Origin of the sequence: Acidovorax sp. SUPP3334 (assembly GCF_030159055.1) — a bacterium.
Lineage (GTDB): Bacteria > Pseudomonadota > Gammaproteobacteria > Burkholderiales > Burkholderiaceae_C > Paracidovorax.
In genome coordinates this window covers 171,463-186,783 of sequence record NZ_BQXQ01000002.1, presented here as the reverse complement: position 1 = coordinate 186,783, position 15,321 = coordinate 171,463, and the positions used below count along the sequence as shown (strand labels likewise).

Below are 15,321 nucleotides of genomic sequence, written 5' to 3'. Positions count from 1 at the left end.
TCGGCGGCAGGCATCAGCCCCAACCCTGCGATGCGCTGGACAAGCAACTTGCGACCTTCCAATGTCAATCTGGCATTCTTATGGCTGTTCATCCGGTGGGATCCCTCTGTGACTCTGAAGCGTGTTACTCATAAGACGGTAACTTGCCGAGCACGCCAAGACAAGAAAGCCAGCATTCATGCGGTTTTCGAGGCGATCAATGTTCCCCAAGTTACTGACTTCTCAGTAACTCCAGTTTCCCAGACCCATTCGGGTGAACAACCTATTGAGACATCACAGCTAGGTGGCTGCTCTGCGACGAGACCACGAGCGTGTAGCCATCGGCCCTGGAGCGGGCCACGAACTGCGCGCCGATCGATCCGCCCGCGCCGGGCTTGTTGTCGATGACCATGGGCACGCCCAGGATGCGGCCGAGCGGCTCGGCGTATTGCCGCGCCATCACGTCCACCGAGCCACCGGGCGGGAACGGCACGACGAGCGTGATCGGGCGCGCCGGATACGTCTCTGCCGCGTGGCTGGCCATGGCGGGCAGGCCGGCCAGGCCCAGCCCGAGGCTGGAGGCCAGGATCTGGCGGCGGGTCAGGGGGCGGGCGTCGGGCGAGGAAAGGGCGGTGCGAAAAGGCATGGCAGGGGCGATGGCAAATGAAAAGGCAAACGGTAAAAACGGGAGGGCTGCGGCGTGCGAGCCGGCTATCAACCCAGCGCGAGCAGGGTGAGCGCGAGCGCCTGAGCGCGGGGCACGAAAGTGCTCAGGTCGCAGAACTCGCGCTCGCTGTGGGCATATCCGCCCACCGGGCCCAGCGCGCACAGCGAGGCAATGCCCATCGACGAGGTGATGCCGCTGTCGGCGGCCCCGCCGGTGAATTCGCCCTCGACCGCAAAGCCGACCTGGGCCGCGCTGCGCTGGTAGGCGGCCAGCAGTTCGGGCGGTGTTTTTGCCATGGGCAGCGTGCCGGTCTGCTCCACGATGCGGCCACTGGTGCGGGGCAGCGATTCTTCTTCGATGATGGCGCGGATGCGGGCCAGCACGGCGTCCAGGTCGTTTTCCGCCGTGTAGCGCAGGTCCAGATGGGCCTTCGCCAGCGGCGCGACCACGTTGGAGGCCATGCCGCCCTGGATGAAGCCGACGTTGAGCGTCACACCCGGCTCGCAGCCGTTGAGCGCGTGCAGTGCCACGGTCTTGCGCGCCAGGGCCTCGATGGCGCTGGCGCCCTGGGCGGGGTTGATGCCCGCGTGCGCCGCTACGCCCTGCACCTCGAAATCGATGCGGTACGAGCCCTTGCGCTCGACCACCACATTGCCCGAGATGCGGCCCGGCTCGGCATTGAGCACGGCGCGCGCGCCCTGGGAGATTTCACGGATCACCGTGCGGCAGGCAGGCGAGCCCACTTCTTCATCGCAGGAGAAGAACAGGTGCACGGGCGACGCATTGCCGCCGAACCGGGCCAGGGCCTCGGCCACGAAGACGTTCATCACCAGACCGGATTTCATGTCGGCCACGCCGGGGCCGAAGGCCTTGCCGGCCTCGACCCGCCAGGGACGCTCGGCGGCCGTGCCCAGGGGAAACACCGTGTCCATGTGACCCATGAGCTGCAGGTGACCCGTAGCCGCCGGGTCGCTGCCCGGAATGCGGGCCAGCAGGCATTCGCCCCACCCCGGCTGCGGCCGGGTTTCGACCGCGATGCCCGCTGCCTCCAGGTGCCCGCGCAGCAGCGCGGCCACTCGCTGCACGCCTGGCACGTGTCCGCTGCCGCTGTCGGTGTTCACCACATCGCGCAGGCGGTCGAACATCGCGTGTTCCTGTGACGACAGCCATTCCAGGATGGGCCGAGCGGCAAGCGACGGGGCACTGGCGGCATCGGGATGGACGGCGCTCGCAGAGGCTTCGATCGAAGTGGACATGGGCTGAGTCGTTGGGTGAAATGAATATTTCAATCATCATATATTTTTGAAAAAATCATTGCAAAAAAGCCGCTGTCGCTATGCTTGCCGGCGCTGGTGGGCGCTGCCGACCGCCGTCGATCGCCGCCACCTTCCAACGTCTGCCTACCGTAGTACTTTCGCCATGCTCCTGACCGAACGGCTCGTTCTTCACGCATCCACCCTGACGGCCAGCGAGCGAGCGCTGGCGGACGATCTGCAGCGCCATTACCCCGATGGCCTGCTCGATTCGGCCAGTGCCATGGCGTCGCGCGCCGGCACCAGCGCCTCTACCGTTGTGCGTCTTTTTGCCAAGCTGGGGTATGCCAGCCTGGCCGAGGTGCGCCGCGAGGCCCGCAGCGAGGTGACGGTGTTGCTGCAGACGCCCGCCCAGCGCACGCGGGCCACCATCGGCAGCGACCGCACGCTGGCCGAGTGCGTGGACGATGCCTTGCTGCACGACCAGCACAACCTCACCGCCACGCGGCAGGGGCTGGACATGGCCGTGTTCGGGGCGGTGGTGGACGCCATCAGCGGCTGCAAGGGCCGCGTTTTCGTGATGGCCGAGAAGAACAGCGTGCCCGTTTCGTCCTACCTCACCACGCACCTCAACATGTGCCGCGCGCATGTGCTGGAACTGGGCGCGGGCGCGCCGTTCGCCGTGGACCGGCTGCTGTGGACCCAGCCGCAGGATGTGTTGCTGGTGTTCACCATCCGCCGCTATTCCAACGGCGCGCTGCTGGCTGCGCAGCACTTTCGGCAGCAGGGCTGCACGGTGATCGCCATCACCGACAGCGCTGCCGCGCCCATCGTCGCGTGCGCCCACCACAGCCTGCTGGTGGCCACGGCCAATGCATCGCCGTTCGATTCGTACACCGCTGCGTTCTTCCTGTGCAACGCGTTGGTGTCGGCCGTGGCGCAGCAGCGGCACGCCGAAGTGGCGCAAACCCTGCAGCGGCGCGATGCGCTGTGGAAGGACTTCGAGGCCGACGCGGTGGATGGCCTGCGCCGCACGACGCAGCCGCCCGGGCGACCCCGCGGCGGGGCGTAGCAGCCCCACGGCCCAGTGCGGCCGGTGGAGGTTTCTACAATGGCGGAATGCTCCCACACGACCTGTTTTCCGGCGCGCCAGCGCCTTTTGGTGCTGGCGACGCCGGCCCCGCGCCGCAGTCCGATGCCGCTTCGCCGCTGCTGCAGAACCTGAACGACGAGCAACTGGCGGCGGTCACGCTGCCGGCCGGGCACGCCCTGATCCTCGCGGGCGCGGGATCGGGCAAGACCCGCGTGCTCACCACCCGCATCGCCTGGCTGCTGCAAAACGGCTACGCCACCCCCGGCGGCATCCTGGCCGTCACCTTCACCAACAAAGCCGCCAAGGAAATGGTCCTGCGCCTCTCGGCCATGCTGCCGGTGAATATTCGCGGCATGTGGATCGGCACGTTCCACGGCCTGTGCAACCGGCTGCTGCGCGCGCACTACAAGCTGGCCGGTCTGCCGCAGGCCTTCCAGATCCTGGACACGCAAGACCAGCTCTCGGCCGTCAAGCGCCTGTGCAAGCAGTTCAACATCGACGAGGAACGCTTTCCCCCGAAGCAGGTGCAGTACTTCATCAGCGGCTGCAAGGAAGAGGGCCTGCGCCCCGGCGACGTGGATGCGCGCGATGCCGATGCCCGCAAGAAGGTCGAGCTGTACCAGCTGTATGAAGAGCAATGCCAGCGCGAGGGCGTGGTCGATTTCGGCGAGCTGATGCTGCGCAGCTACGAGCTGCTGCGCGACAACGACCCGGTGCGCGAGCACTACCAGCGGCGGTTCCAGCACATCCTGGTGGACGAGTTCCAGGACACGAACAAGCTGCAGTACGCGTGGCTCAAGCAACTGGCGGGCGATACGGTGGAAGGCCATTTCCAGGCCCGCGGCAGCGTGATCGCCGTGGGCGACGACGACCAGAGCATCTACGCCTTTCGCGGGGCGCGCGTGGGCAACATGGCCGACTTCGTGCGCGAGTTCGACGTGCAGCGCCAGATCAAGCTGGAGCAGAACTACCGCAGTTACAGCAACATCCTCGATTCGGCCAACGCCCTCATCAGCCACAACAGCAAGCGCCTGGGCAAGAACCTGCGCACCACGCAAGGGCCGGGCGAGCCGGTGCGCGTGTTCGAAGCCACCACCGATCTGGCCGAAGCGCAGTGGATGGTGGAGGAGATCCGCCAGCTCGTGCGCAGCGATGGTTTTGAGCGCAAGGAAGTCGCCGTGCTCTACCGCAGCAATGCGCAAAGCCGGGTGATCGAGTCGGCCCTGTTCAATGCGGCGGTGCCCTACCGGGTGTACGGCGGGCTGCGGTTCTTCGAGCGGGCTGAAATCAAGCACGCGCTGGCGTACCTTCGAGTGCTGGAGAACCCGCACGACGACACGAGCTTTCTGCGCGTGGTCAATTTCCCGCCGCGCGGCATCGGCGCGCGCACGGTCGAGGTGCTGCAGGACGCGGCACGCAGCGCGGGCTGCTCGCTGCACGACGCCGTCACCGCCGTGCCGGGCAAGGCCGGCGCCAACCTGGGCAGCTTCGTCGCCCTGGTCGATGTGCTGCGCGAGCAGACCCAGGGAATGACGTTGCGCGGCATCATCGAGCAGATGCTCGAATCGAGCGGCCTGCTGGAGCACTTTCGCACCGAGAAGGAAGGCGCCGACCGCATCGAGAACCTGCAGGAACTGGTGAACGCGGCCGAGAGCTTCGTCACGCAGGAAGGCTTCGGGCGCGACGCCATCGCGCTGCCGGTGGACGAGCACGGCACCCCGCTCACGCAAAGCCCGGCGAGCCAGGGCCTGGACCCGGCCCTGCCCACCACCGACGAGCCGCTGCCGGGTGGCGTGGCCGGCATCGTGGACACCGATACCGGGGAGACGCTCTCGCCCCTGGCCGCCTTCCTGACCCACGCGGCGCTGGAGGCGGGCGACAACCAGGCGCAGGCCGGGCAGGATGCCGTGCAGCTCATGACCGTGCATGCGTCCAAGGGCCTGGAGTTCGATGCGGTCTTCATCGGCGGTATGGAAGAAGGGCTGTTCCCCCATGAGAACGCCATGAGCGACCGCGAGGGGCTGGAAGAAGAACGCCGACTGATGTACGTGGCCATCACCCGGGCGCGAAAGCGCCTGTACCTGAGCCACTCGCAGACCCGGCTGCTGCACGGCCAGACGCGCTACAACGTCAAGAGCCGGTTCTTCGACGAACTGCCGGAAGCCGCGCTGAAATGGATCACGCCCAAGCAGCAGGGTTTTGGCACCTTTGCTCCTAATTCAGGAGCTGGTGGCGCATATGGATCAAGCGCTAGGGGTGGATTTGGCTACAAGTCGGAATCGTTCGCCAGCCCGCCGGTCCCGGCGCAGAAGACCGCCCCCTCGCACGGGTTGCGGGTGGGATTGGGCGTTTTCCACACCAAGTTCGGCGAGGGCAAGGTGCTGGCGCTGGAGGGCACTGGCGACGACGCGCGTGCGCAGGTGAATTTCCCCCGGCATGGCACCAAGTGGCTGGCGCTGTCGGTGGCCAAGCTGACCGTGGTGGATTGACGCTCAAAGCCTTCTGCGAGAGGGGGCTGCCCGGCCAGTGCTGGCCTGGTGGCCGCCGCCCACGACTTTCTCGTCGGCACTGCAACACGCCATGTGTTATCTAAAGTAACAAGGCCATGGCATGCGAAAGCAGGGTTTACCCGGCCAGCACCCAATGGTTGTCCACCCGCGCCTTCGACAGTTCGCCGTGGTGTGCGTGGCTGCGGGGGGCCGTCTTGAGGGCCTCTTCGAGCGTATGGTCGAGCCCTGCCGCCCAGAGCGCAGTACCTTGCACCGCCAGCGCACAGACCTCGGGCAGCGCTATCAGCCGCTGCCATTCGCCTTGCGTGCAGAACGCCGCAATCCCCTGAGCTTTCGGGCAACTGACAGCCCAGCCTTCGCGGGTGGCGGCGATGCTGCCGCCATATCCGCGCAGACCGCCTCGCAGCTGGGCGGGTGGTGGGGCTGCAGCCTGCAAGCCCTTGCCATCGAAAAGCGCCAGCACGGGGGCTGCTTCACGGAGCGTCTGGCCGTCGTGTTCGGCCTGAAGCGCAATGCCCAGGACGGTTCCTTCGCTGTTCCACGCCAGGTGCCGCAGGCTCAACCGGCGATCGTCCAGCCGCCATTGGCCCAGCACTTCGCCGGTGCGGCCGTGCAGCCGCACGATGGACGAATCCATGGTGTCCAGCGCGCGCTTGACGCGGCCGGTTTCGGGGGCTGTCGGCACGCCGCCATTGGCGACGAGCAAGGTGGGGAAACCGCCCGCCAGCGTGCGACGGTCCCAGATGAGTTCATGCGCATCGATGCCTTGCGTGGGCCACGCTTGCAACGTCTCCAGCGTTTGCGCGTTGCGCTGCACGGCGAAGCTCTGGCCGGTCTCGGCATCGGTCTCGGTGGCGTAGAGCAGCCGTCCGTCCGGGGAGGCGATCACATGCCCGTTGAACGAGCGGGCGCCGTCCGACCACTGCCACACCGGTTCTCGCGCGGCGTCCGGCCACCATCGCACGAGCCAGTCGCCGGGGCGGCGCGATGCCGCCACGATGCTGCCGTCGGGCAAGGGGCACAGGCCGTGGGCGCGGGTGGGAATGTCCAGCGCGTGCGCGACCTGCAGCGGCGTGTTCTGACCGGGTTGGGCTGCCAGCACGCCGATGCGGTAGCCGCCATCCTCCTGCTGCCAGGCTGCGGCCAGTCGCAGGGTGCCCTGCGCGGCGCCCGGCCTGCCCCAGGCGGCCGCCAGCGGCACGGCCAGGCCAAGGCCCGCGCCGATGCGCAGCGCCTGCCGGCGGCTCAGGCGTATTGGCATCGACGAGGCGCCGTCCGTTCGTGCGGCCGCCATCGCGTCAGTCCCCATCGGCATCGGAGAAGCCGATGCTCACCTGCAGGGCCGGCGCGACCTCCGCCTCGGCCAGGCGTTTGAGCGCGCTCAGTTCCTTGGCCGCTTCGAGCACTTGCGGGCCGCCCTTGGCGGTGCCGGCCTTCTGGGCCGCCGCCATGGCAGCGTCGATGCGCAAGGCGGTGGCGCGCAATTGGTCGGCCAGCGGGTTCAGTCCCCGCCCGCGCAGGTAGGTTTCGAGCGGCACCAGGGCCTCGCCGGGCTTGGGCAGCGCGGCGCCTTCGGGCAGCACGGCCAGCGTGCGCAAGGCGTTCCACTCGGCGGCCCAGGCTTCGGGCGTGAGGCCGCCGGCGGCGCGCGGATAGTCCGGCGCGCGCGTGCCCTGGGCGGCGCGCAAGGGCTTTTCCATGTGGGCCCAGCGCAGGCGCTCGATGCCGCCCACCCATTGGTTGATGAACTCGCCCATGGCTTGGGTGGAGCGCTCCTGCTCGTCCTCGGCGGCCCAGTCGGTGGTGGCTGCGCCGTCGAACGCCGCCTTGAGGGCGACGGCCTCGCGCTCCACGTCCAGCGCGGCTTCCACCGCATACCGGCACGCGGACGTGGCCGGCTGAGCCGGCTGCGTCCACAGCAGCCATTCGATCGCGGGCAAGCCCTTGGCCGGCGTGCCCACGCGCTCGAAGGCCTTGGCGCCCTGTGGCTGCGTTTTGATGGCGCGCTCGATCAGCTGCGGGCGGGTGGGCGCAAAGTCGATCTGGCGCTGCGTGCGCCGCGCGATCACCGGGCCCACGGCCACGGCGCCCAGGCTTTCCCACGCGAGCATGGTGCTGCGCCAGGCGCTGCGGGCAGCGTTGAGCGCCGCGCCGGCCTGTGCGGGCGGTGCCTCGCACAGGGCGCGCAGCGCGGGCGGCAGGGCCTGCGCGGCCGTGGCGAAATCGCCCGCGCGTGGCAGCGCCCAGTGGCCGTACAGGCTTTGCAGCGCGTGCGTGGTGTCGTAGAACGGCACGGCATCGTGCCGCCAGTCGGTCTGCGCGGTGGCGGTGGCCGCAGCGCCGGCCAGGGCGCACAGCGCCACGGCGGCCAGGCGTCGAACAGGGCTCATAGCGCTCATAGGGCGAGGAGGGCGAGGAGGGCGAGGAGGGCAGGGGAAGGGGAACTTCGTCATAGCGACTCCACGAATTGCACCAGCGCATCGCGCTCGGCCTTGTTCATCTTGAGCACGTTCTGCTTGGCGCCTTCGGCTTCGCCGCCATGCCACAGAATGGCTTCGAGCACGCCGCGCGCGCGGCCGTCGTGCAGCAGGCGGGTGTGGCCGTTCACGTCCTGGATCAGTCCGGCGCCCCAGAGCGGCGGCGTCTTCCACTGCCGGCCGTTGGCCGCGAAGTCGGGCCGGTGGTCCGCCAGGGCTTCGCCCATGTCGTGCAGCAGCATGTCGGTGTAGGGCCAGATGCGCTGGCCCGAAACGGCTTTGCTGGTCAGGCGCGGGAATGGCCCTTCCCTGGTCACGTAGCTGGGGCGGTGGCAGGCGGCGCACTGGGCCTGCGCGAAGAGCGCCTGGCCGCGCTGCACCTGCACGTCGTTCACCTTGCGCCGCGCGGGCGGCGCCAGCGTGGCCTGGTAGAACACCACGTCGTCGAAGGTCTTGTCGTCGATCTCCACGCCGGGCTGGCCCTGCTGGCCGCCGCTCCTGCCGCTCGGGGCGGCCAGGCAGTCTTTCTGGGCGGGCGTGCAGGCCTCGTTGGGGAAGTGGCGCGAGGTGATGCCCATGTCGCCCACGAAGGCGCCGCCGGTCTGGTGCGCGATGGTGGCCACATTGCCCTTCCAGCCGAAGCGGCCGATCATCATGCGCGCCGAGGGCGCGTCCCACACGCGGTTGGGCACGCCCTTGATGGGGCCGGGCGCCTTGGCCTGGTCGGCGGCATTGGCCAGGATGTCGGCCTCGTCGATGGCTTCCAGCAGCCCCACGCCGATGATTTGCGGCGCGATGCGCGGGCTGATCATCACCTCGGGGTGCATGGGCCCGTACCCCAGGTCGGTAAAGCCGTATTTCGGGGCCAGCAGCGAGTACGGCGTGCCGTCGGCGAATTTGCCGTCGATGGTGTCGTAGCGCAGCGTGACACGGCCCTCGGGCTTCACGCCCGTGATGCCCGCGTTGTTGAACTGGTCGCCGTACACGGGCTCGTGCAGCGGCCCGCCGTGGCCGTCTGCGCCGGGGATCGACAGGCGAATCAGCAGCGCCACCGTGGGGTCCTTCGTTTCGCCCAGGCGGTTGAAGATTTCCGGCGGCTCGCCACGGCCGTCCTGCACGTGGCAGCCGCCGCACGAGCGCGCGATGAAGTGCGGCCCCAGGCCGTCGCGCGCCTTGGTCGAGGCGGGTGCCTCCACCCAGTTGCGGCGAAAGAACGAGTTGCCGATGACGAAGCGCGTGCGCTCGTCGTCCGGCAGGTTGGCTGCGGGGAACGAAAAGGCATTGCGCCCGGTGGCGAACACCGTGGTGTCGCCGCCGGGCTTCTCGCCCAGCGGGTCGGGGTTGCCGCTGGCGACCAGGCCCGTGGCGGCCGCCGCCAGGCCCGCGCTGGCGGTGGCCAGCCGCCAGGTGCGGCGGCGGTGGAAGGCTTTCAGGAAACGCATCGCGGCGATCAGGGTTGCACGAGGGTCAGCCGGGTGATGCCGATGGCGTTGGCGGCGGCGACCAGGTCCTTGGACTGGGCGCTCAGGCTGTCGATGGTCTTTTGGATGCGCTGGCGGCCCGGCGCGTCCTTCTCGCCGATGATTTCGCGGTCGAACGGCGCCTGGATGGCTTCGGCCGCCTTCACCGACGCGGCGATCTGCTGCGTGGTCTTCTCGGCCAGGGCCGCGTCCTTGGCGGCCACCAGGTCGCGCAGCGATGGGCCCTGCACCTGGCTGCCGTCGGCGCGGCGGTACTGGCCCAGCCACACGTTCTGAATGCCCTGCGCGTTGGTCACGGCGTCGCGGTGCGTGTTGTCGGAAAAGCAGGAGTGCTCGTCTTCCTGGTCCTGGCTGTTGAGCGCCACTTCCAGCCGCTCGCCGGCCAGTTCGCCGCGCGAGAGCGAGCCCAGGCCCACCAGCATCTTGCGCACCGATTCCTGTCCGCCCTTGGCGAACTGGGCGCGGTAGTTGTTCCTGGCTTTCGGGTCCCAGGCTTTCACGAGGAAGGTGAGGTCGTCGATGAGCAGGTCGGTGACGACGGTCAGGTACTGCCGGCGGCGGTCGGCGTTCTTGCCCTTGCCGTCCACGAAGTCCTCGAAGTTGCGGTCGCCGGGGCCGGTTTCGGAAAGGTCCTGGCCCCACAGGAAGAATTCGATCGCGTGCCAGCCGGTGGCGATGTTTTCCTCGCCGCCGCGCTCGTTCTGCCCGGACAGGGCTTTCTTGGTGATGGCGAATTTGCGGTTGTTCACCAGGCCGGCATCGGGCTTGCCTTCCACGCTGTCCACGTACGACTCGTCCATGGGCCAGGCGTTGATCTGGCCTTCGGGGCCCTTGTCGTCGTCGATCGGGCCGCCGTAGAAGCGGAAGGCTTCGGTCTGGCCGTAGAACTCGCGCGCGGCCAGCCAGGTCTTGCGGGCCTCGGCCAGCGTCTCCACCGAAGGCTTGGCGGTGAAGGCCTTGATGGCGGCCTGCATGGTTTTGGCCGCGTTCAGCGTGTCTTCGTAGTTGGCGTGCACCAGCGTGGCGTAGTGCGCCGCCACGGCATTGGCGGTGGCGGGCTGTGAGGCCTGGACGGCGGAACCTTGTGCCTGGGCCACGCCCACGGTGCCGAGCATGCCGGCAGCGGCCAGCAGGGCGGCGAGGGTGGCGGTTCTGAACAAGGGGGTCGTCATTGGCATCTCCTGGGTTGGGCAAAACGGGACGGGCAGGCGCTTGTTGGTCAGCCCGCCGAGGCAGGCGCCGTACCGCGAGCCGAGAGGGCAGCGACAGGTCAGCGGCAGCGGGAACAGGCGGCAAGGGCTGGGGCTCTTGGCCGCGCCGGGACGGCACGGCGCCCGGATGCGCCTGAGTGAGCGGGCATTATAAGAATGCGATCCATTATCATTTGAAGACAACCCTTCGCCTTGTACCGCCATGCGCGGCGTTCAAGGAAAAACCATCCTCGAAGCGGCAAAAGTGCGATGCTATTGTTTTTATAGCTATACCCCCTAGAGGAATATGCGCTGGAGGCGTTTTTCGCTCAAAGCCCCGCAATGCCGCAATGCCGCTGCGCGTTGCCTGCGGTGGCATGGCTGGACCGCATCGAAGGCGCCATGAAAAAAGCGAGGCACTGCCTCGCTTTTGGAAAGAGGCCCGGGTCCGCCGCACTGGCGATGGCCCGGAGCCGGTGACGGGCTGCGCTCAGCTCAGCTTCATCTGCGACGGCGTGCCCGTCAGGTAGCCCACGGCCGAGCCGAACTTGTCCTTGTAGTTGGCGCGCACCAGCGGATCCAGCGTGTCCTTGACCTTGCTGTGGATGCTGCCCCAGTCGCCGGCGTGCTGGAAGTTGCTCATGATGTACGTGAAGCCGTTGATCTCGTCCACGGCGTGCAGGCCGGTGGATTCGCCCCCGGCGGGGACCGACATCAGGCGCGACAGCTGCTTGGTGTCCACGTTGTACGCCCACAGGAAGTTGTTGACGTGCTGGCTGCTGTCTTCGCCGATGAACAGCGTGCGCAGCTTTTCGGAGAACTTGAGGTTGTCCGGGTTGGCGATGTTGTTCGGGTTGGCGGTGTTGCCCAGTGCGTCGGCCGTGATGTCTTCGCCGGCCAGCAGGGCCTTGGTGTCCACGGGCATCCAGTCGCTGTTGATCGCGGCGCCGGTCGTGTCCTTCTGGCCGCCGCGCAGGTTCAGCGCCATCACGGCGCCGGCCACGAGCTGCTTGGGCACCGAGATGCCGTTGCCCGGCACGTTGGCGGCATTGCCCGCGACCATCGATGCCTGGATGTTCTGCAGCGCCGAGTAGGCGATCTTGTCCTTGGCGTTGACCGTGGTGCCTTCCATCTTGGTGAAGCCCAGGCTGGCGCCCAGCAGGGCGGCGTAGCGGTGGGTTTCCAGGAAGGCGGCGGCCTTTTCCATACCGGCGTTCAGCTTGATCCACTCGGTCTTGCCGTTGACGACGATCTTGGTGAAGGTCGCGTCCTTCGGGTCGGCGCTCGCCACCGTCATGATGTCCGTGGGCTTGAGCTGGTTGGCCAGGGCTTCGATTTCGGCGCTGGTGGCCGAACCCAGCTTGATCCAGGTCAGGGGAGCGGCGCCGGTGGCGGCGGGGTCGATGGAGAAGCCCGCGCCGACCTTGGCGGCATACAGCGTGCCGGAGGACAGGTCCTTTTCCTTGTCGGCCACGAAGACGAAGTAGGCGCTGTTGGTGGCGTCGTCACCCATCAGCGCGGTGCGCTGGTCGGGCATGACCTGCACCAGTTCGTGCGAGATGCGGCCCATGCAGAAATGCTTCTTGATGCTGGCGGTGCCGTCGGCGTTCACCGTCACTTCGGGCATGTGGCCGTAGTGGTAGGGGTTGGCCGCCGTTTCGCTGCCGAACAGGTTCTTGCTGTAGGCCTTGAACTGTGCGTTGGAGGCGATGGTGAAAGCGTCGGGCTCGTACTCTTCGCTGGACAGGTGGGTGCCCCAGGGCGACAGGCTGGCGCCGCAGGTGATCCACAGGCCGTGCACCTTGGAGGTGTCCACGTTGTGGTACTTGACCAGCGACAGCTTGCCGGTGGCGGGGTCCTGGTCCAGGCTCAGCACGGCGATGGGGGAGGGCAGCTTGCCGTACATGTCGGTCTTGCCGTCCTGCGCCCAGGTGGTGTATTCGAACTGCACCACGGCGAACACGGGGTTGCCCTTGACGCCATCGACCTTGGCATTGGCCACGGTCAGCAGCGACGTGCCGTCCGGCGAGTCTGAGAAGAACTGGCGTTCCTTGCCAGCCACGGTGGTGTCGATGATGGCCTTGTTGTTGATGTCCACATAGCCGCCCGCGAGGATCTTGCCGCCCTTGCCGTCCGATACCATGTCGCCCGTCACGAAGAAGGGCTGATAGGCCAGCTGGTAGTTCTGCACCGAGTTGTCGCTGAACTTCACGCTCATCGTGGAGCCGACGGTGGTGGTCGCCATGGCGGCCGGGTTGGCGAGCGTGGGCGCGGCCATCGGGCTGAAGCTGGCCGATGCGAACGTGGCGCCATCGCTGCCGCCGCCGCAGGCAGCCAGCAGCGACGCGGAAGCGCTGGCGCCCAGCGGCAGCATCGGCACGCCGGCGAGGAATTGCAGGGCCTTGCGGCGGGTGGGCATCGGGGTGTGGGACATCGTTTTGTTCCGGAAAGGGAGAGGTGCGGTACGCCGCCAGCGACCACCGCAGGAAAGCGGCATGCCGGCGAGCCAAACGCGGAACCGGCGCAATGCCGCTTCCACTGCACGCATGCTAGGAATGCGCCGTGACAGCGATTTGAAGAAACGATGACAGTCGCGTGACGATGCCGGGCCGACCGCCCGGATGGCCGCGCCATGCCCCTGATCGAACCCGGCCGGAACGGACTGCGGCGGTCCGGTCGGCTTGGGCGGTGCTGCGGTGCCGCGCCGACCCGGGCTTTCAGGCCCCGCAGCGGCCGCAGGCTGCGGGGCTCAGAGCGGGCCGGGCGTGGAGCTGGCCGGGGTGTCCGCCGTGGGCGGGACGAGGCGTTCCGGCGGCTCGAAGCAGTCGCGGAACGAAAACACCACCGAGGTGAAGAACATCGCCGCCAGCATGAGGGCCGTGCCGACCATGATGCCCCCCGCGATGCCGGCGCCCAGGCCCAGCAGCGCCAGCAGCGTCACCGCGATGCTCACCACGATGCCGGCGCCCAGGAACACGCCCGTCCAGGCCAGGCCGTACACGGTGAACGCACCGAAATTGCGCAGGCACGCCACCATGCTGAAGAACAGGGCCTTCACCGGCGGCACGCCGTGCCAGTGGACCAGGCCGGGCGCATGCCAGAACAGCAGCGACAGCGGAACGTACAGCGCCAGCGCCACCCACATGGCCGCCTGGAAGTCGCCGGCTTCGGCCACTTCGCGGGTGAGCTGCTCGCCGCCCAGGTACACGCGGGCGAACTGACCGTCGTCCACCAGCGCCGAGATCGCCATCACGGCCAGAAAGCCGACGGCGTACAGGGCGCCCAGGATGAGCATGTCGCGCAGCCGCTGGCGCCCGGTGCGAAACGCCACCAGCAGCAGCGCCGGCGTCGGAAAGCGCCCCTGCGTCGCCTCGCCCGCGGCCACCATCATGGCCAGCGTGGCCGAAGGCAGCAGGGCCAAGGCCACGGCCGGCCCGATCAGCGGCAGCAGCGTGGCCAGCGACATGGCGGCCATGGTCATGAAGAACAGGGCCGCCAGCGCCATCGGCTGGCGCCAGAAGACGCGAATGCCGAGCCGGACCCACTCAAGGCCGGCGCGGGCGGGAACGATGTGGAGTTTCATGGGTGGATTGTGGTGGAGGGGCTTCGGCCGTGCGCCGGCCAGGGGCATGCGGCCATCGGCATGCCGCGGGTGCCGTCGTCAGGCATGCACGGGATGTGCCAGGCGTTGGCGCAGCACGCGCTCGAAATGCGTGGGGTCGTGGGGTGTCAGCAGCGAGGCCTCGCGCGGCAGGTAGAAGTCCCACAGCCGCGAAATCCAGAAACGCAGCGCCCCCGAGCGCAGCATGGCGGGCAGCAGCGTGCGCTCGTCGGCCGTGAGCGGGCGCACGCTCTGGTAGGCGTCCAGCATCGCCCGGGCCCGCGCGCCGTGGTGCGCACCCGTGGGCAGATCGATGCACCAGTCGTTCAGGCACACGGCCAAGTCGAACAGGAAAGTGTCCACGCCCGCGAAGTAGAAGTCGAAGAAGCCGGTGAGCTCTTCGCCGTCGAACATCACGTTGTCGCGGAACAGGTCGGCATGCACCGGCCCGCGCGGCAATGCGGCGTAGCCGGCCGAGGCGGCCACGTGGTTCTGGTAGGCCAGTTCGGCGCGCAGCAGTGCGGCCTGTTCGGGGCCGACGTGGGGCAGCACGGCAGGAACCGTCTCGTTCCACCAGGCCAGCCCGCGCAGATTGGGCTGGCGGCGTTCGTAGTCGCGCCCGGCCAGGTGCATGCGCGCCAGCGTGGCGCCCACGGCGGCGCAGTGCACGGCCTCGGGGGCCAGCTGGCTCTTGCCGCGCAGCTTGCTCACCACGGCGGCCGGCTTGCCGGCCACGCTGTGCAAGATGTCGCCGTGCTTGTCGGCCCGCGGATCGGGCACGGGAATGCCCGCGTGCGCCAGATGCTTCATCAGGTGCAGGTAGAACGGCAGCTGCTCGGCCGTGAGGCGCTCGAACAGCGTGAGCACGTACTCACCCTGGTCGCTGGTGAGAAAGTAGTTGGTGTTCTCGATCCCGCCCTCGATGCCGCGCAGCGATGCCAGCGTGCCCAGTTGCAAACGGCGCAGCAGATCGCGCGCCTCTTTCTTGGAGACTTCGGTGAAGACGGCCATCGCTCAGCGCAAACGAAGAAAAGGAAAAAGAAAAGGGAGGGGAGAAAAGAAGCGGAAAG

At 68.1% G+C, this 15,321-nt stretch carries 10 protein-coding genes and 1 pseudogene; 2 read left to right on the top strand and 9 right to left on the bottom strand.

What is annotated here, in order from left to right:
* Positions 1–277: 277 nt before the first annotated feature.
* Positions 278–625, bottom strand: a pseudogene (locus AVHM3334_RS01780) (Bug family tripartite tricarboxylate transporter substrate binding protein); the annotation flags it as partial.
* Between the two features lie 68 nt (positions 626–693).
* Positions 694–1,902 (bottom strand): M20 family metallopeptidase, encoded by a 1,209-nt coding sequence (locus AVHM3334_RS01775; protein ID WP_284409111.1) that lies wholly within the window; start codon positions 1,900–1,902, stop codon positions 694–696.
* Positions 1,903–2,065: 163 nt separating this feature from the next.
* Between AVHM3334_RS01775 and AVHM3334_RS01770 the strand changes: the two genes are divergently transcribed.
* Positions 2,066–2,971 carry a MurR/RpiR family transcriptional regulator gene (locus AVHM3334_RS01770; RefSeq protein WP_284409109.1) on the top strand — a complete coding sequence of 302 codons (906 nt, stop codon included), beginning with the start codon at positions 2,066–2,068 and terminating at the stop codon, positions 2,969–2,971.
* Between the two features lie 47 nt (positions 2,972–3,018).
* On the top strand, positions 3,019–5,481 hold the full coding sequence (locus AVHM3334_RS01765) for a UvrD-helicase domain-containing protein (protein WP_284409107.1): 2,463 nt from the start codon (positions 3,019–3,021) through the stop codon (positions 5,479–5,481).
* 136 nt (positions 5,482–5,617) lie between these two features.
* Here the strand turns inward: AVHM3334_RS01765 and AVHM3334_RS01760 are convergent, their stop codons facing one another.
* The 7 genes from AVHM3334_RS01760 to AVHM3334_RS01730 form a co-directional block, all read right to left on the bottom strand.
* The gene (locus tag AVHM3334_RS01760; protein ID WP_284409105.1) at positions 5,618–6,796 is read right to left on the bottom strand and encodes a DUF1513 domain-containing protein; all 1,179 of its coding nucleotides are present in this window, start codon (positions 6,794–6,796) and stop codon (positions 5,618–5,620) included.
* A gap of 4 nt (positions 6,797–6,800) precedes the next feature.
* The gene (locus AVHM3334_RS01755; protein WP_284409103.1) at positions 6,801–7,892 is read right to left on the bottom strand and encodes an imelysin family protein; all 1,092 of its coding nucleotides are present in this window, start codon (positions 7,890–7,892) and stop codon (positions 6,801–6,803) included.
* A gap of 59 nt (positions 7,893–7,951) precedes the next feature.
* Positions 7,952–9,421 (bottom strand): di-heme oxidoreductase family protein, encoded by a 1,470-nt coding sequence (locus AVHM3334_RS01750; protein WP_284409101.1) that lies wholly within the window; start codon positions 9,419–9,421, stop codon positions 7,952–7,954.
* An 8-nt stretch (positions 9,422–9,429) separates the two neighbouring features.
* Positions 9,430–10,632 (bottom strand): imelysin family protein, encoded by a 1,203-nt coding sequence (locus tag AVHM3334_RS01745; RefSeq protein ID WP_284409099.1) that lies wholly within the window; start codon positions 10,630–10,632, stop codon positions 9,430–9,432.
* 508 nt (positions 10,633–11,140) lie between these two features.
* Positions 11,141–13,084: a PhoX family protein gene (locus AVHM3334_RS01740; protein ID WP_284409096.1), complete on the bottom strand. Its 1,944-nt coding sequence runs from the start codon at positions 13,082–13,084 to the stop codon at positions 11,141–11,143.
* 315 nt (positions 13,085–13,399) lie between these two features.
* Positions 13,400–14,233 (bottom strand): BPSS1780 family membrane protein, encoded by an 834-nt coding sequence (locus AVHM3334_RS01735; RefSeq protein ID WP_284409094.1) that lies wholly within the window; start codon positions 14,231–14,233, stop codon positions 13,400–13,402.
* Between the two features lie 78 nt (positions 14,234–14,311).
* Positions 14,312–15,262: a homoserine kinase gene (locus AVHM3334_RS01730; protein ID WP_284409091.1), complete on the bottom strand. Its 951-nt coding sequence runs from the start codon at positions 15,260–15,262 to the stop codon at positions 14,312–14,314.
* Positions 15,263–15,321 lie beyond the last annotated feature (59 nt).

What these genes read in the sequence shown, in the direction of transcription:
- AVHM3334_RS01775 (WP_284409111.1), bottom strand. Translation starts at nt 1,902, where the DNA reads ATGTCCACTTCGATCGAAGCCTCTGCGAGCGCCGTCCATCCCGATGCC.
- AVHM3334_RS01760 (WP_284409105.1), bottom strand. Translation starts at nt 6,796, where the DNA reads ATGGCGGCCGCACGAACGGACGGCGCCTCGTCGATGCCAATACGCCTG.
- AVHM3334_RS01730 (WP_284409091.1), bottom strand. Translation starts at nt 15,262, where the DNA reads ATGGCCGTCTTCACCGAAGTCTCCAAGAAAGAGGCGCGCGATCTGCTG.
- AVHM3334_RS01750 (WP_284409101.1), bottom strand. Translation starts at nt 9,421, where the DNA reads ATGCGTTTCCTGAAAGCCTTCCACCGCCGCCGCACCTGGCGGCTGGCC.
- AVHM3334_RS01770 (WP_284409109.1), top strand. Translation starts at nt 2,066, where the DNA reads ATGCTCCTGACCGAACGGCTCGTTCTTCACGCATCCACCCTGACGGCC.
- AVHM3334_RS01745 (WP_284409099.1), bottom strand. Translation starts at nt 10,632, where the DNA reads ATGACGACCCCCTTGTTCAGAACCGCCACCCTCGCCGCCCTGCTGGCC.
- AVHM3334_RS01755 (WP_284409103.1), bottom strand. Translation starts at nt 7,892, where the DNA reads ATGAGCCCTGTTCGACGCCTGGCCGCCGTGGCGCTGTGCGCCCTGGCC.
- AVHM3334_RS01735 (WP_284409094.1), bottom strand. Translation starts at nt 14,233, where the DNA reads ATGAAACTCCACATCGTTCCCGCCCGCGCCGGCCTTGAGTGGGTCCGG.
- AVHM3334_RS01740 (WP_284409096.1), bottom strand. Translation starts at nt 13,084, where the DNA reads ATGTCCCACACCCCGATGCCCACCCGCCGCAAGGCCCTGCAATTCCTC.
- AVHM3334_RS01765 (WP_284409107.1), top strand. Translation starts at nt 3,019, where the DNA reads ATGCTCCCACACGACCTGTTTTCCGGCGCGCCAGCGCCTTTTGGTGCT.